The 18,687-nt window shown below is 73.2% G+C and carries 16 protein-coding genes; 10 read left to right on the top strand and 6 right to left on the bottom strand.

Annotated features, from left to right (window positions below):
• Positions 1-218: 218 nt before the first annotated feature.
• The 4 genes from ACFY3N_RS27915 to ACFY3N_RS27900 all read left to right on the top strand — a co-directional run bounded on the left by ACFY3N_RS27915 (position 219) and on the right by ACFY3N_RS27900 (position 4,484).
• Complete coding sequence (locus tag ACFY3N_RS27915) at positions 219-1,265, top strand: CbiQ family ECF transporter T component (RefSeq protein WP_390819632.1); 1,047 nt, start codon at positions 219-221, stop codon at positions 1,263-1,265.
• The gene (locus ACFY3N_RS27910) at positions 1,262-2,926 is read left to right on the top strand and encodes an ABC transporter ATP-binding protein (RefSeq protein ID WP_390819510.1); all 1,665 of its coding nucleotides are present in this window, start codon (positions 1,262-1,264) and stop codon (positions 2,924-2,926) included. The genes ACFY3N_RS27915 and ACFY3N_RS27910 overlap by 4 nt, the downstream gene beginning before the upstream one ends.
• Positions 2,923-3,765, top strand: a complete 843-nt coding sequence (locus ACFY3N_RS27905) for an ECF transporter S component (RefSeq protein ID WP_390819509.1) — start codon at positions 2,923-2,925, stop codon at positions 3,763-3,765. The genes ACFY3N_RS27910 and ACFY3N_RS27905 overlap by 4 nt, the downstream gene beginning before the upstream one ends.
• 299 nt (positions 3,766-4,064) lie before the next feature.
• Positions 4,065-4,484: a transglycosylase SLT domain-containing protein gene (locus ACFY3N_RS27900; protein WP_390819508.1), complete on the top strand. Its 420-nt coding sequence runs from the start codon at positions 4,065-4,067 to the stop codon at positions 4,482-4,484.
• A 184-nt stretch (positions 4,485-4,668) separates the two neighbouring features.
• On the opposite strand, the gene ACFY3N_RS27895 is transcribed toward ACFY3N_RS27900, so the two are convergent.
• Complete coding sequence (locus ACFY3N_RS27895) at positions 4,669-5,400, bottom strand: TetR/AcrR family transcriptional regulator (RefSeq protein WP_390819507.1); 732 nt, start codon at positions 5,398-5,400, stop codon at positions 4,669-4,671.
• Between the two features lie 114 nt (positions 5,401-5,514).
• Here ACFY3N_RS27895 and ACFY3N_RS27890 point away from each other — a divergent pair, with 114 nt between their 5' ends.
• From ACFY3N_RS27890 to ACFY3N_RS27880, 3 genes are all read left to right on the top strand, one after another.
• Positions 5,515-6,114 (top strand): NADPH-dependent FMN reductase, encoded by a 600-nt coding sequence (locus ACFY3N_RS27890; protein WP_390819506.1) that lies wholly within the window; start codon positions 5,515-5,517, stop codon positions 6,112-6,114.
• A 32-nt stretch (positions 6,115-6,146) separates the two neighbouring features.
• Positions 6,147-7,730, top strand: a complete 1,584-nt coding sequence (locus ACFY3N_RS27885; protein ID WP_390819505.1) for an MDR family MFS transporter — start codon at positions 6,147-6,149, stop codon at positions 7,728-7,730.
• A 142-nt stretch (positions 7,731-7,872) separates the two neighbouring features.
• Positions 7,873-8,991 carry an NADH:flavin oxidoreductase gene (locus ACFY3N_RS27880; RefSeq protein WP_390819504.1) on the top strand — a complete coding sequence of 373 codons (1,119 nt, stop codon included), beginning with the start codon at positions 7,873-7,875 and terminating at the stop codon, positions 8,989-8,991.
• A 389-nt stretch (positions 8,992-9,380) separates the two neighbouring features.
• On the opposite strand, the gene ACFY3N_RS27875 is transcribed toward ACFY3N_RS27880, so the two are convergent.
• On the bottom strand, positions 9,381-11,432 hold the full coding sequence (locus ACFY3N_RS27875) for a bifunctional glycosyltransferase 87/phosphatase PAP2 family protein (protein ID WP_390819503.1): 2,052 nt from the start codon (positions 11,430-11,432) through the stop codon (positions 9,381-9,383).
• Positions 11,433-11,825: 393 nt separating this feature from the next.
• Here ACFY3N_RS27875 and ACFY3N_RS27870 point away from each other — a divergent pair, with 393 nt between their 5' ends.
• Both ACFY3N_RS27870 and ACFY3N_RS27865 read left to right on the top strand, forming a co-directional pair.
• Positions 11,826-13,232 carry an MFS transporter gene (locus ACFY3N_RS27870; protein WP_390819502.1) on the top strand — a complete coding sequence of 469 codons (1,407 nt, stop codon included), beginning with the start codon at positions 11,826-11,828 and terminating at the stop codon, positions 13,230-13,232.
• A 79-nt stretch (positions 13,233-13,311) separates the two neighbouring features.
• Complete coding sequence (locus ACFY3N_RS27865; RefSeq protein WP_390819501.1) at positions 13,312-13,989, top strand: O-methyltransferase; 678 nt, start codon at positions 13,312-13,314, stop codon at positions 13,987-13,989.
• Positions 13,990-13,999: 10 nt separating this feature from the next.
• Here ACFY3N_RS27865 and ACFY3N_RS27860 read toward each other — a convergent pair whose 3' ends face one another.
• Entirely contained in the window at positions 14,000-14,392 is a 393-nt protein-coding gene (locus ACFY3N_RS27860; protein ID WP_390819500.1) for a hypothetical protein, read from the bottom strand.
• Between the two features lie 101 nt (positions 14,393-14,493).
• On the opposite strand from ACFY3N_RS27860, the gene ACFY3N_RS27855 reads away from it, so the two are divergent.
• Complete coding sequence (locus ACFY3N_RS27855; protein ID WP_390819499.1) at positions 14,494-14,922, top strand: DUF1992 domain-containing protein; 429 nt, start codon at positions 14,494-14,496, stop codon at positions 14,920-14,922.
• Here ACFY3N_RS27855 and ACFY3N_RS27850 read toward each other — a convergent pair.
• The 3 genes from ACFY3N_RS27850 to ACFY3N_RS27840 all read right to left on the bottom strand — a co-directional run bounded on the left by ACFY3N_RS27850 (position 14,911) and on the right by ACFY3N_RS27840 (position 18,641).
• Positions 14,911-15,651 carry a hypothetical protein gene (locus tag ACFY3N_RS27850; RefSeq protein WP_390819498.1) on the bottom strand — a complete coding sequence of 247 codons (741 nt, stop codon included), beginning with the start codon at positions 15,649-15,651 and terminating at the stop codon, positions 14,911-14,913. The genes ACFY3N_RS27855 and ACFY3N_RS27850 overlap by 12 nt on opposite strands.
• A 3-nt stretch (positions 15,652-15,654) precedes the next feature.
• Positions 15,655-16,317: a hypothetical protein gene (locus ACFY3N_RS27845; RefSeq protein ID WP_390819497.1), complete on the bottom strand. Its 663-nt coding sequence runs from the start codon at positions 16,315-16,317 to the stop codon at positions 15,655-15,657.
• A 233-nt stretch (positions 16,318-16,550) separates the two neighbouring features.
• Complete coding sequence (locus ACFY3N_RS27840) at positions 16,551-18,641, bottom strand: DHA2 family efflux MFS transporter permease subunit (protein ID WP_390819496.1); 2,091 nt, start codon at positions 18,639-18,641, stop codon at positions 16,551-16,553.
• Positions 18,642-18,687: the final 46 nt, after the last annotated feature.

Raw genomic sequence — 18,687 nt, 5'->3', positions numbered from 1 at the left:
GAGGTGCCCCCAGGGGCGGCACGGGTGGGCGATGGGGGTCGTCCCCCCGCTCATGGGGGTCCCCCCGCTCATGGGGGTCCCCCCGCTCGAGCGAAGTCGAGAGTGGGGGAGAAGTCGAGAGTGGGGGAGGCACCCGGCAAGCGCCGGCGAGCGCACCCGGCCCCGCCCGGCACACACACCGCACCCAACTCCACCCCGGCGCCTGGTGGCTCTGGGCGCTGGCCCTCGGCACCGCGGCCACCCGCACCACCAACCCCCTCCTCCTCGCCCTCCTCCTCTCCGTCTCCGCCTACGTCGTGGCGACCCGCCGCCCCCACGCCCCCTGGTCCCGCTCCTACGGCGCCTTCGTCAGACTCGCCCTCGCCGTCCTCCTCGTCCGCCTCGCCTTCGCCGTCCTCCTCGGCTCCCCCATCCCCGGCACGCACGTCCTCGTGCGCCTCCCCGAGGTCCCCCTCCCCGACTGGGCCCAGGGCATCCGCCTCGGCGGCGAGGTCACCGCCGAGGCCCTCGCCTTCGCCCTGTACGACGCCCTCCGCCTCGCCACCCTCCTCGTCTGCGTGGGCGCCGCCAACGCCCTCGCCAACCCCTCCCGCCTGCTCAAGTCCCTCCCCGGCGCCCTGTACGAACTCGGCGTGGCCGTCGTCGTGGCCCTCACCTTCGCGCCCCACCTCATCGCAGACGTCCAGCGCCTGCGCGCCGCCCGCCGGCTGCGCGGCCGGCCCGACAGGGGCGTCCGCGGTCTGCTCCAGGTCGGGCTCCCGGTCCTGGAGGGCGCGCTGGAGCGCTCGGTCGCCCTCGCCGCCGCGATGGACGCCCGCGGATACGGCCGTACCGCCCAGGTGCCCCCCGCCGTCCGCCGTACCACCGCCGCCCTCACCCTCGGCGGCCTGCTCGGCGTCTGCGCGGGAACGTACGGACTGCTCACCGCCGAGGGCGGCGCCTACGGCCTCCCCGTCCTCCTCGCCGGTGTCGCCGCCGCCCTCGCGGGCCTGTGGCTGGGCGGCCGGCGCACCCTGCGCACCCGCTACCGCCCCGACCCCTGGGACGCCCGCGCCTGGCTGGTCACGGCGTCCGGAGCCGCCGTGGCCGCCCTCCTGACCCTCGCCGCCTCCCGCGACCCGGCGGCCCTGCACCCCGGCGTGGTCCCGCTCGTCGCGCCCACGCTCCCCCTGTGGCCGGCGGCGGCCGTGCTGACCGGCCTGCTGCCCGCTTTCCTCGCCCCCGCCCCCGAGGCGTCGCACACCCGCAAGGAGCCGACGACGTGATCCGCTTCGAGAACGTGTCGGTGACCTACGACGGGTCGTCCGAACCCGCCGTCCACGGCGTCGACTTCGAGGTCCCCGAGGGTGAACTGGTACTGCTCGTCGGCCCGTCCGGCGTCGGCAAGTCGACGGTGCTGGGCGCGGTGAGCGGCCTGGTCCCGCACTTCACCGGCGGCACCCTGCACGGCAGGGTCACGGTCGCCGGCCGCGACACCCGCACCCACAAGCCGCGCGAACTCGCCGACGTCGTGGGGACGGTGGGCCAGGATCCGCTCTCCCACTTCGTGACGGACACGGTGGAGGACGAACTCGCCTACGGGATGGAGTCGCTGGGCCTCCCTCCGGCCGTGATGCGCCGCAGGGTGGAGGAGACCCTGGACCTCCTCGGCCTCGCCGGCCTCCGCGACCGCCCCATCGCCACCCTCTCCGGCGGCCAGCGGCAGCGCGTGGCCATCGGCTCGGTCCTCACCCCGCACCCCCGGGTGCTGGTCCTGGACGAGCCGACGTCCGCACTGGACCCGGCGGCCGCCGAGGAGGTCCTGGCCGTCCTCCAGCGCCTGGTCCACGACCTGGGCACCACCGTCCTCCTGGCGGAACACCGCCTGGAACGCGTCATCCAGTACGCCGACCGGGTGGCCCTGCTGCCGGGCCCCGGCGAGCGGCCGTGGCTCGGCACCCCGCCGGAGGTGATGGCGGTCTCCCCCGTCTGTCCCCCCGTGGTCGAGCTGGGCCGCCTCGCCGGCTGGTCCCCCCTCCCCCTGACGGTCCGTGACGCCCGCCGCGGGGCGGGTGCGCTGCGCGACCGTCTGGCCGGCCACCGGCCCCCGCAGGACGAGGACGCGCCCTCGCTCCCCACCGCCCCCGCCCGGCGCCCGTTCAAGCGCACGAAGCCGGACACCGGCGCCCCCGCCCCGGTGGCCGAGGTCCGCTCCCTCGCCGTCCGCCGCGGCCGCGTGCAGGCGCTGCGGCACGTCGACCTGACGGTCGCCGCCGGCGAGACGATCGCCCTCATGGGCCGCAACGGCGCGGGGAAGTCGACGCTGCTCGGCGCGCTGGTGGGCCTGGTCGCCCCGTCCGCGGGCTCGGTCCGCACCGGCGACGCGGTCCCCCACCGCACCCGCCCCCGCGACCTGGTCCGCCGCGTCGGCCTGGTCCCCCAGGAACCCCGCGACCTCCTCTACGCCGACACGGTCGCGGCGGAGTGCGCGGCCGCCGACGGGGACGCGGGCGCCGAGCCCGGCACCTGCCGCGCCCTGCTGACCCGGCTGCTCCCCTCGGTGGCCGACGACACCCACCCCCGCGACCTGTCCGAGGGCCAGCGCCTGACCCTCGCCCTGGCGGTCGTCCTCACCGCCCGCCCGCCCCTGCTCCTCCTCGACGAGCCGACCCGCGGCCTGGACTACGCGGCGAAGGCCCGTCTGGTGACGATCCTGCGGGAACTGGCCGCCGGGGGCCACGCCATCGTCATGGCCACGCACGACGTGGAACTGGCGGCGGAACTCGCCCACCGGGTGGTGCTGCTCGCCGAGGGCGAGGTGATCGCGGACGGCCCGTCGGCGGAGGTGGTCGTGGCGTCCCCGTCCTTCGCGCCGCAGGTGGCGAAGATCCTGGCCCCGCAGCAGTGGCTCACGGTCTCCCAGGTCCGGGAGGCGCTGGAGCGATGACCACCACCACAGGCCGGCGGACGGACCGCCGGACCCGGGCGATCCGCCTGGGCCCACGCTCGTGGCTGGCCCTCGCCCTGGTCAGCGCGGTGGGCGTCGCCGGCTTCGGCTGGCCCTTCCTGGCCCCGCCCACCTCCTCCCTGAACGCCCACGCCCAGGACGCCCCCTGGCTCTTCGCGGGCCTGCTGGTCCTGCTGGTGGCGGTGGTGGCGGCGACGATCTCGGAGTCGGGCCTGGGCCCGAAGGCGGTGGCGATGCTCGGCGTCCTGGCCGCGACGGGCGCCGCCCTGCGCCCCATCGGCGCCGGTACGGCCGGCCTGGAACCCATGTTCTTCCTCATGGTCCTCAGCGGCCGGGTCCTCGGTCCCGGCTTCGGCTTCGTCCTCGGCTCGGTGACCATGTTCGCGTCCGCGCTGCTCACGGGCGGTGTCGGCCCCTGGCTCCCGTTCCAGATGCTGGCGATGGGCTGGTTCACGATGGGCGCCGGCTTCCTCCCGGGCGCCGACCGCCTGCGGGGCCGCGCGGAGCTCTGGATGCTCGCCGGGTACGGATTCCTGGCGGCCTTCGCCTACGGCACGGTGATGAACATGGCGGGCTGGCCCTTCATGTCCGCGTCGGCCTCGGGCATCTCCTTCTCCCCCGACGCGCCGCTCCCCACCAACCTGGCCCGCTTCCTGGCCTACTGCCTGGCGACGTCCCTCGGCTGGGACCTGGGCCGCGCCCTGGTCACGGTCGCCCTGACCCTCACCGTGGGCGCCCCCCTCCTCAAGGCCCTCCGCCGCGCCACCCGCAGGGCGGCCTTCGAGGCGCCGGTCACCTTCGGGGACGCCCCTCGGTGAACCCCCGCTCACACCCCGCGACCAGGACGGTGAAGCACCCCACATGACCGGCGTCACATACGATCCGGCACCGTAGCGGGGCGCCGGGGCCGCGCGGGGCACCCCCGCCTCCCGGGCCGGCCTCTCCGAACTCCGGTAGTAAAGGGGACCTTTGCGGGCAATTCCGGAATTTGTTTCCGTGGAGCGGTCGCCGGGCGCCGACGTACCCCACGGGTCGCGGCGCCGACGCACGCCTCCGCCGCCCAAGGCGTCCGGCACCGCGTGACGCGACCTCCACGCTTCCGACCGAAAGGCCGCCCGTGTCCGCCGCTTCGCTCCTCCGCACCATCGCCACCCCGAAGAAGACCCTCGCCGGCGCCGCCCTGGCCGCCGCCGCCTGCGGCACCCTGATCGCCGCCGCGCCCGCCCAGGCCGCGACCCCGACGAGCGCCTCCTCCGCCCAGGCGACCGCGCAGAGGATGATCGGCGACTCGGCCGAATTCCAGTGCTTCTCGAAGATCGTCCAGCACGAGAGCGGCTGGAACCCCACCGCCACCAACGCCTCCAGCGGCGCCTACGGACTGGTCCAGGCCCTGCCCGCCTCCAAGATGGCCTCGGCCGGCTCCGACTGGAGGACCAACCCCGCCACCCAGATCGAGTGGGGCCTGGACTACATGAAGGACCGCTACGGCAGCGCCTGCGGCGCCTGGTCCTTCTGGCAGGCCAACAACTGGTACTGACGGCTCCGTACCCCCCGTACCGAAGGCGGCGGCCCCCCGATCCCCGGGGCCGCCGCCTTCGCCGTTCCCGTACGGCACTGCGGCCCGTACGCCCCGGTGGTAAACGCCCCGACCGGTGGAGAGGCGCCATTCCGGGCGTGCGCCGTTCGGAGGGCGAGGGGGTGCACGGCGGACGCGGGACGCTTCAGGCGGCCAGGCGTGCCGCGATGCCGTCGAGGACGCAGTCGAGGCCGGTCTCGAACTGCCACTGCGGGTCGTCCTTGCGCGCGGCGTCGCCGATGTAGTGCTCGTACCTCGGGTAGCGGCCGGTGTTCATGAGCCAGGTCATGTGCGAGGCCAGTCCTGAGCGCGCGTCCTCGCGGCTTGACCAGCCGCGGGCCCTCAGCATTCGCGTCAGGCCGATTTCCGAGTCGACGGCTCCGTGCACGTACGCGGTGACGGTGCTGTAGACCGCCATCGCCGTGTCGGTGTCGAGACCGGAGAGCGCGGCCAATGCCCTCTCCGGCACCGCCAACTGGTTCGGGGTCGGTGCACACCAGGTCACGCGGGTCACCCACGAGTGCCTGAGCAGGACGTCACGGATGCGCAGGGCGAGCGTCCGCATGACCTCGCGCCAGTCCATCGCCTCCTCGGGGAGTTCCAGCTCCCCGTAGACGAAGTCGACCATCAACTCCAGGAGTTCGTCCTTACTGGAGACGTAGCGATACGCCGCCATGGGGGCTACGCCCAGTTCGGTGGCCAGGCGCCGCATCGTGACGGCGTCGATGCCCTCGGCGTCGGCGATCCCGACCGCGGCGTCGGCGATCCGCCGCGCGGTGAGGGTCGTCCGAGGAGCGGGAGCAGGGCGTTCGAGGCGTTCCCACAGGGAGACACGGTCCCCATTCCCGCTTTGTGCATGTCTCTCCTGGGCGGGCATCGACCGGGCTCCTTCCGCCGAGCATTCGTGTACACCGTATCAAGAGTAGACGTCGCACACTCCGATGTGTACGTTGTACGCAACCGATACGACGTACACATCGAGGTGTTTCTCATGGGCGACCGGAACGACAGTCCTCTGCGGACCGCGGTGATCATCGGCAGCACCAGGGACGGACGATTCGGCCCCGTCGTGGCCGACTGGCTGAAGGACCACATCCAGCAGCACGAGAGCATGACCGCGAATCTCGTCGACCTCGTCGAGACGCCCATGCCGACGGTTTTCCCGGCTTTCGGCCAGGCGCCCTCCCCAGAAGTCATGCGGCTGCTCGGCGCGGTGTCGCCAAGGCTGGCGGCAGCAGACGCCTTCGTCGTCGTCACGCCGGAGTACAACCACAGCTTCCCGGCGTCGCTGAAGAACGCCATCGACTGGCACAACGACCAGTGGCACGCCAAGCCGGTCGGCTTCGTGTCCTACGGCGGCCTCGCCGGCGGCCTGCGCGCCGTCGAGCAGCTCCGCGTCGTGCTTGCGGAGCTCCACGCGGTGACGATCCGCAACACCGTCAGCTTCCACAACTACGGCGAGGTCTTCGACGCGGACGGCAAGCCGTCCGACCCGGGATGCGACGTCGCGGCCAAGGCCATGCTCGACCAGCTCAGCTGGTGGGGGCACGCCCTGCGGGAGGCCAAACGCGTCCGCCCGTACGCCGTCTGACGTCTCGCCACGCGCGCATGGGGGGAGAACCAATGAACGACCGCACAGCGGGCAATCCCGCACCCGTCCGGCCGGACCTGCCCCGCCTGGGCGTCTTCGGACTGATGCTCGGCATCTTCCTGGCCACCCTCGACGGGCAGATCGTCAGTACCGCGCTCCCGACGATCGTGGGCGACCTCGGAGGCCTCGACAACTTCTCGTGGTCGGTGACGGCGTATCTGCTCACCATGGCCGCTGCCACCCCGCTCTGGGGCAAACTCGGTGACCTGTACGGCCGCAAGGGCGCCTACATGTCCGCGGTGGTGGTCTTCCTGGCCGGGTCGATGCTGTGCGGCCTGGCTCAGGGCATGGGCCAGCTCATCGCCTTCCGGGCCGTTCAGGGGATCGGTGCCGGCGGGCTGATGGTCGGGGCGCTCTCGGTCATCGGGGTGCTGGTGCCGCAGCAGGAGCGGGGCCGCATCCAGTCGATGGTCGGCGTGATGCTGCCCGTCGCCTTTGTCGGCGGGCCACTGCTCGGCGGGTTCATCACCGACTACATGGACTGGCGCTGGACGTTCTACGTGAACGTACCGGTCGGTGCCGTCGCGCTGCTGGCGGTCTCCCGAGGCGTACTGCTGCACAGCGAACGCGTCAAGGTCCGGGTCGACTACCTCGGTGCGGCTCTCCTGACCACCGGCGTCCTGGCCCTCACCCTGCTGGCCAGTCGGGCCGGCACCAGCTATGCCTGGGCGTCGCCCCAGATCGCCGGACTCGGCGCGGCGGCCGCGGTGAGCCTGGCGTGGTACGCCCGTGTCGAGCTGCGCGCGGCGCAACCGATCACACCGCCGAGCCTGTTCCGCAGCCGCGAGTTCGCCCTCGCCCAGGTTCTCAGCTTCCTGGTCGGTGCCGTTCTGGTCTCCGTGATCAACTATCTTCCGCAGTACCTGCAGTTCGTGCAGGGCGCCTCGTCCACGCTCAGTGGCATGCTCCTCCTTCCCCTGATGCTCGGCTCACTGACGGCCCAGCTGACCACCGGGCGGATGGTGGACCGCGGCGGCCTGGAGCGCGTCCTGCCGCTCACCGGCGGTGCCGTCATGACCGGCGGCGCGCTGCTGCTGCTCCTGCTCGGTACGGACACCCCTGTCGCCGTGGCCTCCGCGCTCACTCTGACCATCGGGGTCGGTGTCGGCATCCTGATGCAGAGCACCCTGATCACCACCATGAACAACGCCGCTCCGCGTGACATGGGAGCCGCCACGGGAACAGTCACCCTCGTGCGCACCCTCGGCGGCTCCCTGGGGGTCGCCGTCCTGGGGGCCGTGCAGAGCAACCGCATGGGCGACGTGCTGGCCGAGCGGCTCGGTTCCGAAGCCGAGGACGGACTGCCGGCCGGGGGCGAACTCACCCCGGCCCTGTTGAAGGACATGTCCGCCGGGGCACGCGACGCCGTCGCGGAAGCCGTCAGCAGCGGTCTGCACGGTGTCGTGGTCGGCGCCGCAGTCCTGTCGGCGATCGCGTTCGCCACGGCGTGGTTCATACGGGCGGCGCCGGCTGCCGACGCGACAGTCCCCGGGGCCGTGGACCCGCCGGACGCCGACGCGGCACAGGCTGCTCTCAAGACACCCACCGCGGACTGAGCCCCGTCCTCTCGTCCGATCACCTGCCGCGGCCGAGGTCAGCCCTCGACCGCCCGAGCCACATCACCCCGACCAGGTACAGATCGCACGGTTCACACGCCCCTCTCCGTGCGATCGGCCCTCTACCGAAGGCGAATGAACGATGTCCAGCAACTCGGCCGCACGTGCCAAGGACTTACTGGTCCGCCCCTTCTCCCTGGGAAGCCTCACTCTTCCCAACCGCGTCGTCATGGCGCCGATGACGCGCGAGTTCTCCCCCGACGGCGTCCCGGGCGGAGATGTGGCGCGGTATTACGCCCGGCGGGCGGCCGGCGGCGTCGGCCTGATCATCACCGAGGGCACGTACGTCGGCCACGACTCGGCGGGGAGCAGCGGCCGGGTGCCACGCTTTTACAGTGACGACGCGCTCATCGGCTGGTCCGCGGTGGCGGACGCGGTGCATGAGGCGGGTGGCCGGATCGTGCCCCAGTTGTGGCACGTCGGCATGCAACGCGCCGACGGAGCCCCGCCGGTGCCCGACGCCCCGCGGATCGGTCCGTCCGGCATCGCGCTGGACGGTTCGGTGACAGGGGAGGCAATGACGCAGGCGGACATCGATCACGTGATCGCGGCCTACGCGACCGCCGCAGCGGCGGCCGAGGCGCTCGGCTTCGACGGCGTCGAGATCCACGGCGGGCACGGCTACCTCATCGACCAGTTCCTCTGGGCCCACACCAACAAGCGCAGCGACGCGTACGGCGGCGATGTCGCCTCCCGCGCCCGCTTCGCCGCAGAGATCGTGGCGGCCTGCCGGGAGTCCGTGTCCGAGGACTTCCCGGTCCTCTTCCGCCTCTCCCAGTGGAAGATGAACGGCTTCCAGGCGAGGATCGCCGAGACGCCGCAGGAACTGGAGACCATTCTCAGCCTGCTCGCCGAGGCGGGCACCGACGCCTTCCACTGCTCCACCCGCCGTTTCCATCTGCCCGAGTTCGACGGCTCCGACCTCAACCTCGCGGGCTGGGCGAAGAAGCTCTCCGGCAAACCGTCCATCACCGTGGGAGCGGTGGGCCTCAGCAACGAGTTCCTCCAGGTGTTCCAGGGCGAACAGGCAGGTGTCACCGACATCGACGGCCTGCTCGCCCGTCTGGAACGGGACGAGTTCGACCTCGTGGCGGTCGGCCGGGCTCTCCTGGGTGATCCCGACTGGCTGACCAAGGTACTCAGCGGCCGAACCGAGGATCTCAACCCCTTCCACGTGGACCTCGTCGGCACGCTCGACTGAGTCGCCCGACAGCGGGAAGACGACCGCCGGCCCGTTCCACGTCCACGCGAGCGTGCCCCACTCCCGTCTCGTCCGCGGCTGGAACCGGCGGCTCACCATGGAGCGGGCGCGGCCGATGCGCGACAGCCGTACCCGCCCCGACTGGCTGCTGCCCGTCCGGCACGACGCCCACTGGCAGGTGTTCCGCGTCCGCGACGCCGTGCCGCTCGTCTCCGCCCCCGGGACCGTCGTCCGGACCACCGGTGCCGACCTGGTGCTCCGCGCGTCCCGGCCGGGTGCGGTGACCGTGCGGGTCGTCCACTCGCCCCGGCTGCGCGGCGACGGCGACCGCCCGAGCCGCCACGGCGCGTTCACCCGGCTCACGGTGTCCGCACCCGGCGCGTACCGGATCAGCCCGGAGCGCGGTCCCTCACCGGCGCCGGCGGCTCGCTCGCGAGCCCGGCCGCGGCCACGGCCGTACGGGCGCGCGGGCCCTGGAGCAGGTACGTCAGTCCGAAGCCGGCTCCGACGACGACCGCGCCGCCGGCCGCGTCCAGCACCCAGTGGTTGCCGGTGGCGACGATCGCGGAGGCCGTGAACAGGGGGTGCAACAGGCCCAGCGCCTTCATCCACGCCTTCGGCGCGATGACCGCGATCACCAGTCCGCACCACAGGGACCAGCCGAAGTGCAGCGACGGCATCGCCGCGTACTGGTTGGTGAGGTGGGTGAGGGTGCCGTAGTCGGGCTGGGAGAAGTCCTGCACGCCGTGGACCGTGTCAATGATGCCGAGGTCCGGCATGAGGCGGGGCGGGGCGAGCGGGTAGAGCCAGAAGCCGACCAGGGCGAGGAGGGTGGCGAAGCCCAGGCTCGCGCGGGCCCAGCGGTAGTCGACGGGACGGCGCCAGTACAGCAGTCCGAGCACGGTCAGCGGGACGGCGAAGTGGAACGACGTGTAGTAGAAGTCGAAGAACTCCCGTAACCAGCCGACCTTCACCACGGCGTGGTTGACGGCGTGCTCGATGTCCAGGTGGAGCAGGCGTTCGAGGTCGAGGATCTGCTGTCCGTGCTCCTCGGCGCGGAGGCGGCCCGCCGAGTTGCTGCCGCCGGTCGCGGCGAGGCGGACCTTGGCGTACGCGGCGTAGGTGACGCGGATCAGCAGGAGCTCGAGCAGGAGGTTCGGTCGGATGAGCGCCCGGCGCAGGAACGGCAGCAGGGGGACGAACGCGTGGCGGGCCGGGGCGGGCGGGGCGTACCGGGTCGGGACCGGGGTGCGGAAGTACGGCGAGCTGCGGGAGAGGAAGGGGACCGCGGTGGCGGCGGCCAGGGCGGCCAGCAGGACGACGTTGTCGCGCAGCGGGTGCAGGAACGCCATGTCCGGCAGCATCATCTTCGCCGGCAGCGTCATCACCAGGACGACGGCGACGGGCCACACCAGGCGGTCGCGGGCGCGTCTTCCCACCCGGCCGACCGCGGTGAGCAGCACCCACAGCAGCTGGTGCTGCCACGCGGTGGGGGAGACGGCGAGGGCGGCGCAGCCGGTGACGGCGACCGCGAGCAGGAGCTGGCCGTCGTGGGCGTAGTGGACGGCGCGTCTCAGCGCGAGGGCCACGACGGCCGCGCCGAGCAGCAGGAAGAGGCCGGTCTCCAGCGGGCCCTCGAGGCCGAGGCGGAGCAGGGCGCCGTGCAGGGACTGGTTGGCGAGGGCGTCGGCGGGGCCGCCGAGGCCGGCGCCCGCCAGGTGGTGCACCCAGTAGGTGCGGGAGTCGTGCGGCATCGCGGCCCAGGCGAGCGCGGTGGCCGCGGCGAAGGTGACGCCCGTGGCGGCGGCGGTCCGGCGGCGGCCGGTGGACCACAGCAGCGGGGCGAAGAGGAGGAGGGTGGGCTGGAGGGCGGCGGCGGTGCCGATCAGTACGCCGCCGGCGCGCCGGCCGCGGACGACGAAGCAGCCCAGCAGGACGAGCAGGACCGGGATGATGCTGGTCTGGCCGAGCCAGAGGGTGTTGCGCACCGGCAGGGAGAGCATGAGCAGACTGACGGCGACGGGCCCGGCCAGGAGCGCGGTGCGGCGGCCGACCGGCCGGGGCAGGGCGCGGGCGGCGACCAGTCCGAGGGCGACGACCAGCAGCAGGGTGCCGAAGGTCCAGCCCCAGCCGAGGGCCTGTTCGGCGGGGCGGGTGAGGGGTTTGAGGACGAGTCCGCCGAAGGGGGTGCCGGTGAACCGGGTGGAGTCGTAGAGGGAGCCGCTGACGTGCAGGACGCCCTCGGGGCCCACCCAGGTCTCCAGGGCGGTCAGCCGTTCCCCGCTCGGCGTGGTGAGGACGACGGCGACCTGGCGTACGGCGAGGACGGCGGCCAGCAGCCACAGGGCCAGGCGCGCGACGCGCAGCCGTGCCCGGGTGCCGCCGACCGCTGTCGCCCCGAGGGTCTCTGCCGGTCGCCCACTGTGCTCCGCGTTCGCCACGCCTCGTCGGCCTCCCGCCCCGTTTCGCCCCGCGCGTCCCGTGCGTGGGGATCCGCTCCGCGGGCCCCGTGGGGCCCGCGCCACCCCTGGACAGGGACGCGGGAAACCGCGGCTTCACCTGACGGCCCTCTCACTTTTGTCCGGATGACGATAGTCCGCGGGAGATCGCGTTGCCCGCGGGCGACGCGAGAAGGATCACAATGAGCCACCGGGCGGAACGCCTCGGCGCGGCGCTGCGCCCCTGCGTACGGCGCATTTATGTGCAGTGTGCAGCTATTCGCATACCGCCCGTAGAGGGGCCAAGTCCGCCTATCGTCGCTTTCTTCGGCCCGCCCGACAGCGCCGCCGCGCGGACCCGCCCCTGTTCCCGTCGAAAGGTAGGCGAGCGAAGTCTTGACCACTGTCACGGTCGCCGCTCCCCCGTCCCTGCGGAAGGCCCCGCCGGAGTCCGGTGCCGCCCACTCCTCCGCCCCCACCGTCACCGACCCCGCGCTCGTCCGGCGCGCCGTGAAGGCCGCGGCGCTCGGCAACGCGATGGAATGGTTCGACTTCGGTGTCTACAGCTACATCGCGGTCACGCTGGGCAAGGTCTTCTTCCCCTCGGGCAACCCCACCGCCCAGCTGCTGTCCACGTTCGGCGCCTTCGCCGCGGCCTTCCTGGTCCGCCCGCTCGGCGGCATGGTCTTCGGCCCGCTCGGCGACCGCGTGGGGCGGCAGAAGGTCCTCGCGCTCACGATGATCATGATGGCGGCGGGCACCTTCGCCATCGGCCTCATCCCCTCCTACGCCGCGATCGGCGTCGGCGCCCCGGTCCTGCTGCTGGCGGCCCGTCTGGTGCAGGGCTTCTCCACCGGCGGCGAGTACGCCGGCGCGTCCACCTTCATCGCCGAGTACGCCCCCGACAAGCGGCGCGGCTTCCTCGGCAGCTGGCTGGAGTTCGGCACCCTCGCCGGATACATCGGCGGCGCGGGCCTGGTCACCCTGATGACCGCGCTGCTCTCCCCGGACGACCTGCTCTCCTGGGGCTGGCGCGTGCCGTTCCTGATCGCGGGCCCGATGGGCGTCATCGGCCTCTACCTGCGGATGCGCCTGGAGGAGACCCCGGCGTTCGCGGCCGAGGTCGCGAAGGCCGAGAGCGAGCGCCCGAAGGTGCCGCTGCGGGAGATGGTGGCCGGCCAGTGGCGCGCGCTGCTGCTCTGCGTGGGCCTGGTGCTGGTCTTCAACGTCACCGACTACATGCTGCTGTCGTACATGCCGAGCTACCTCACCAGTGAGCTGGGCTACGACGCCACGCACGGCCTGGTCGTCGTGCTCGGCGTGATGGTGCTGATGATGATCGTCCAGCCGTTCGCCGGCGCGCTGACCGACCGGGTCGGCCGCCGTCCGGTGATCGCGGCCGGCTGCGCCGGGTTCCTGGTGCTGTCGGTGCCGGCGCTGCTGCTGATCCGCGACGGCGGTCTGCTCGCGGTCGCCGCCGGCATGGGCGCGCTCGGCCTGCTCCTCGTCTGCTTCACCGCGGCCATGCCGTCCGCGCTGCCCGCGCTGTTCCCGACCCGGGTGCGCTACGGCTCGCTGTCGATCGGCTTCAACGTCTCGGTGTCCCTGTTCGGCGGCACCACCCCGCTGGTGGTCACGGCCCTGATCGGCGCGACCGGCGACATGATGATGCCCGCCTACTACATGATGGCGGCGGCCGTGATCGGCGGCTTCGCGGTGTGGCGCATGGCCGAGTCGGCGGGCCGCCCGCTGCCGGGTTCGGCGCCGTCGCTGGAGGCCGGGACACACCGGGAGAGCGCCTGACGGGGAGCGGGGGCCCGGCGTATCTTCGCTGGCGGCACTGGTCGGACGGACCGACCAGCCGTACGGAAGGTACAGGTGCATGAGCGAGTCGCAGCTCTGGCACAAGGTGGACGACTACTTCACCGGCCGTCTCCTGCCCGACGCCCCCGACGACGCCCTGGCGGCCGCCCTGCGCGACAGCGACGCCGCCGGTCTCCCGCCGATCGCCGTCTCGCCCCTGCAGGGCAAGCTGCTCCAGCTCCTCGCCCAGCTGCAGGGCGCCAGGAACATCCTGGAGATCGGCACGCTCGGCGGCTACAGCACCATCTGGCTGGGCCGCGCCCTCCCCGCCGACGGGCGGCTGATCTCCCTGGAGTACGACCCCTGGCACGCCGAGGTCGCCGTCCGCAACATCGCCCGCGCGGGACTCGACAAGCAGGTCGAGGTGCGCGTGGGCGCGGCGCTGGAGTCGCTGCCCCGGCTGGCCGACGAGAACCCGCCGCCGTTCGACGTGGTCTTCATCGACGCCGACAAGGTGAACAACCCGCACTACATGGAGTGGGCGCTCAAGCTGACCAGCACGGGCAGCCTGATCGTCCTCGACAACGTGGTGCGCGACGGCCGGGTGGCCGACCCGGACAGCACCGACCCGGACGTGCTGGGCACCCGCGCCGCCCTCGACCTGATCGGCGGCCACCCCCGGCTGAGCGGCACGGCGCTCCAGACGGTCGGCGCCAAGGACTACGACGGCTTCGCGCTGGCCCGGGTGCTGGCCTGAGCCCCGTGCCCTACACCTCGTGGTAGAAGCCCACGTTGACGCTGCGCGGGGCGGTGCGGTCCTGGACGACAACTTCGCCGCTGCCGCCCCGGGGCAGCGCCACGGTGCCGCCGTAGGCGACGGCGTGGGTGTACTCGCCGACGGTCAGCCGCACCTCGGAGGACGGATCGGGCAGGGAGCCGCGCAGCCAGGTCAGCTGCCAGGTCCCGTCCGGCGCGCACCGGAACTCCAGGTGGACCCGCGAGACGAACAGCCAGTCGTCCGGCGTCGAGAGCCGGCACAGGGACTTGTCCCGGCCCACCCGCAGCACGGTGCCCGGCTCGCTGGGCGCGTCGGCCATGAGCATGCCGGCCGTGGCGCCCGCTTCCGCCGCGGACACCGCGGCCATGGTGAGTTCGAGCACGTGGGCTCCTCCTGAGACGTCCCTGCGGACCGGAGAGGCCCGGACCGGCTGCCGCCGAATGATAAAACGCCCGACTGCGCGGTGTCCGGCACAATGGCCCCATGACCGAGCGAAAGCCACCTGGGGTCGATTTCGAGAGCTGGGTCGACAAGCAGATCCGTGACGCCGCGGCCCGCGGCGAGTTCGAGCGGCTGGCGGGGGCGGGCAAGCCTCTCCCCCGCGAGGTCGAGACCACCTACGACGAACTGTGGTGGGTCAAGCGGAAGATGGCCCGTGAGGGCTTCTCGGTGCTGCCGCCGACGCTGGCCCTGCGCAAGGAGGCCGAGGACGCGCTGGAGGCGGCCCTCGCGGCGCCTTCGGAGCGGATCGTGCGGAAGATCCTCACGGAGATCAACGCGAGGATCGGCGACATGATGTTCAAGCCGCCGCCCGGCCCCCCGCTGGGCAAGAAGCCGTACGACGTCGAGGACGTCGTACGGCAGTGGCGGGAGCGCCGGACGGCGGGCGGGCCGGACGGGTCAGGCGTGTAGCAGCCGTTCCGCCAGCTCGCGGTAGTCCCGCAGGGCGAGCCGCAGTTGCTCGGTATCGGTCGCCGCCTCGGTCCTGCCCTCGCCGGCGCCGTCGGTCTGCCAGGACCGCCGCAGGGTGCGGCGCCGCTCGGTCACCGCCTCCGTGAAGCGTTCGGTGAGCTCCTGCAGTGCACGGTCGGCCTCCTGCACGGCGTCCCGCGGCGCGTCGACGAAGCCGGCCACGGCGTGCTGCAACTGCGCCGTGAGCTTGTCGGTGTCGTCGAGCCGGAGGAGACGGGCGGCGGGGGAACGGTCGCCGTCACGGCGCGTACCGGCGCCCATGGACGTCCGGTCGCCGTCACGGTGCGTACCGGCACCTACGGGCGTCCGGTCATCGTCACGGTGCGTACCGGTACCCATAGGCGTCCCATCGCCGTCACGGTGCGTACCGGTACCCACGGACGTCCGGTCACCGTCACGGCGCGCGCCGGTGTCGGCGGAGGCGGTGTCGCCGGGCTGCGGGTGCGCGGCGACCAGCGGGCTCTCGCCGTCGGCGGCCGGGGCCGTGCGGCCGGCTTCCCCACGGGTGCCGGAGCCGCGGGTGCCCGGGTCCGGGGCGCCGCTCCGGGCGGCGGGATCGGGGGCGTCCTTCCGGAGGCCGGGGACCGGGGCGTCGCTCCGGAGGCCGGGGGTGGTGTGGTGCCCCTCGACGGGCGGGACGTCGCCGGGACGGCGGGTCGCGTCGGTCATCGCTCAGCTCTCCTTCGCCTGGTGCCGGTGGAACAACGACGGTGTGTGGTGGCCGCGTCCGGCGGCCGGGGACGTACGGTCGCCGTCCGCACCGGCGCGGTGGCGTCCGGCCTCGTGCCGGGACGGCCGCACCAGTTCCTCGAACAGCGCGCGGGCCTCGACGAGGGCCTCGCGCATCTCCTCGGTGCCCGCGCCACCGCCGTCCGCGCGGGCCTGCACCACCCGGTGCACGCGCCGGTAGCCCTCGACGTGGTGGGCGTGGTGCACGGACAGCGCGGCGAGCTGGTCCTCGTAGTGCCCGTCGGCGGGGAAGCCCCGCGCGGCGGCGAGTTCGGCGATCAGCCGGTCCGCCTCGGCGACCGCCTCCCGCGGCGCGTCGACGAACCGCTCCTGGACGGCCGTCCAGCGCGCCTCGTACCTCTCCCGCTCGACGGGCTCCAACGACCGTACGCGCAGGTCGCCGTGGCGCTCCACGCGCTCGGCGAGCTCTCGCTCGGCGGCCTTGGTGTCCCCGTCGTGCCGGGCGACGGCACGGTCGTACTCGGGTCCGAAGCGCCGCTTGAGGCCGGCGCCGTGCCGCGGGCCGCGGGCGCGCAGGGTCAGCACGGCCGCGACGACAGCGACCGCGACAATCACGATCAACACAATGATCAGGCCAGTGGACATGGATGCCTTCCGGGTTCTCGGCCCAACCGGCACTCCTCGCGAGCCGGTTCGTCCATCGGGTTGCCCGAAGGTTCGCGCACAAACGGTTCGGGGCCGTCACGGTCCGCCACGGCTCGTCCGCCCGCCCGCCCGGGCGCCGTACGTCCGGCCCGGCCACGCGGAGACCGAGCCGCACGACGCCGCCCCGTACGCCGCGCACCGGTTCGCCGGGGAGCCGGGCCGGGGGAGGCGCGTCAGCCGGTCCGGGCCACCGGCCGCCGGTCGTGCGGGCGTTCGCTCCGGGAGCCGCACAGTTCGTCGTTCAGTTCGTGCACCAGCCGCACCAGGTCGGTCGGGCGGTCCGGTCCCCACCAGTCGCCGAGCAGCGCGGCCAGCGACTCCTCGCGGGCGCGTGCCAGCCGCTCCGTCACCTCGCGCCCCTCGTCGGTGAGCGTCATGTCCAGGCCCCGGCGCACGGCGAGGTGCCGGATCTCGGCCTGGCGGGCGGCCTCCAGGACGACGCCCAGCGGGACGGGGCTGCGTTCGGCGAGCCGGGCCGGTTCCACCGAGCCGTACTTCCTGATGCGCAGCAGCAGCCAGCTCGTCGCGGGCAGCAGGTCGTAGCCCGCCCGGTCGGTGATCTTCCGGTAGATCTCGCGGCGTCCCTCGCGGGTGCCGAGCACCGACAGCGCGCGGCACGCCTCGTCGTACGAGGACCGCTCCACGGGGTTGCTGGCGAGCGTCTCGGTGCCGTCGGGCACGGTGACCGAGGCGCGCAGCGGGTCCTCCCGGAGGAACCAGGACAGCGCGAAACCGACGAGGGCGACGGGTACGGCGTACAGGAAGACGTCGGTGATGGCGGTGGCGTACGCGTCGAGCGCCGGCGGACGCAGGGCGGGCGGCAGGGCGGCGATGCCGCGCGGGTCGGCCTCCAGCGAGTCGGCGGAGACGCCGGGCGGGAGCCCCGTTCCCCGGAAGGCGTCGGTGAGTTCGTGGCCGAGGCGGCTCGCGAAGATCGTGCCGAAGACGGCGACGCCGAACGAGGCGCCGATGGAGCGGAAGAAGGTCGCGCCGGAGGTGGCGACGCCGAGGTCCTCGTAGGGGACGGCGTTCTGCACGATCAGCACCAGGACCTGCATCACCAGGCCGAGGCCGAAGCCGAGGACGAAGAAGAAGGCGCTCATCACCGCGGTGGAGCTGTGCGCGTCGAGCTGGTGGAGCAGCAGCAGTCCGAGGGCGGTGACGGCGGTGCCCGCGATCGGGAACACCTTCCAGCGGCCGGTGCGGCTGACGATCTGCCCGGAGCCGGTGGAGGACAGCAGCATGCCGGCCACCATCGGCAGCATGTGCACGCCGGACATGGTGGGGGTGACGCCGTGGACCACCTGGAGGAAGGTCGGCAGGTAGGTCATCGCGCCGAACATGGCGAAGCCGATGATGAAGCTGATCACGGCGGAGAGCGTGAACGTGCGCACCCGGAACAGCTTCAGCGGCAGCACCGGCTCGGCGGCCCGCCGCTCCACCGCCACGAAGGCCACGGCGAGGAGCACGCCGAGCACCGCGAGCCCGACGATCTGCGGCGAGGCCCACTCCCAGGTGGTGCCGCCGAGGGAGGCGACCAGGACCAGGCAGGTGGCGACCGAGGCGATGAGGAAGGTGCCGAGGTAGTCGATGACGTGCTCGGTCCGCCGGCGCGGGATGTGCAGCACCGCCGCGATCACCGCGAGGGCGACGATCCCGACGGGCAGGTTGATGTAGAACACCCAGCGCCAGCTCAGGTGCTGGGTGAACAGTCCGCCGAGCAGGGGCCCGAGGACGCTCGTCGCGCCGAACACCGCACCGAACATGCCCTGGTAGCGGCCGCGTTCACGGGGCGGGACGAGGTCGCCGACGATCGCCGTCGACAGCACGATCAGGCCGCCGCCGCCCAGCCCCTGGAGCGCGCGGAACGCGATCAGCTGGGACATGTCCTGGGCCGCGCCGCACAGCGCGGAGCCCACCAGGAAGATCACGACGGCGGTCTGGAAGAGCTTCTTGCGCCCGTACTGGTCGCCGAGCTTGCCCCACAGCGGGGTCGCGGCGGTCGAGGCCAGCAGATACGCGGTGACCACCCAGGACAGGTGCTCCAGGCCGCCCAGTTCGCTGACGATGGTGGGCAGCGCGGTGGCGACGATGGTCTGGTCGAGGGCGGCGAGCAGCAGGCCGAGCAGCAGGGCGCCGATCGAGACCACGACGTTCCCGGACACGTGCTCCCGGCCGCCGGCGTCACGGTCCGGTGGTCCGGCGCCGGGTACCGGCCCCGCGTTGCTCGCCCTCGGCGTCGTACGGTGCGCGTCCCCGGCCATGAAGACCTCCACAGAATCCTGGTTCCACCCTCCATCGTGATCGGTG

Source organism: Streptomyces sp. NPDC000348, assembly GCF_042898795.1.
In the GTDB taxonomy this organism is placed as follows: domain Bacteria; phylum Actinomycetota; class Actinomycetes; order Streptomycetales; family Streptomycetaceae; genus Streptomyces.
Note: the sequence above shows the minus strand (reverse complement) of the source record. Positions and strands in the feature narration are given on the sequence as shown.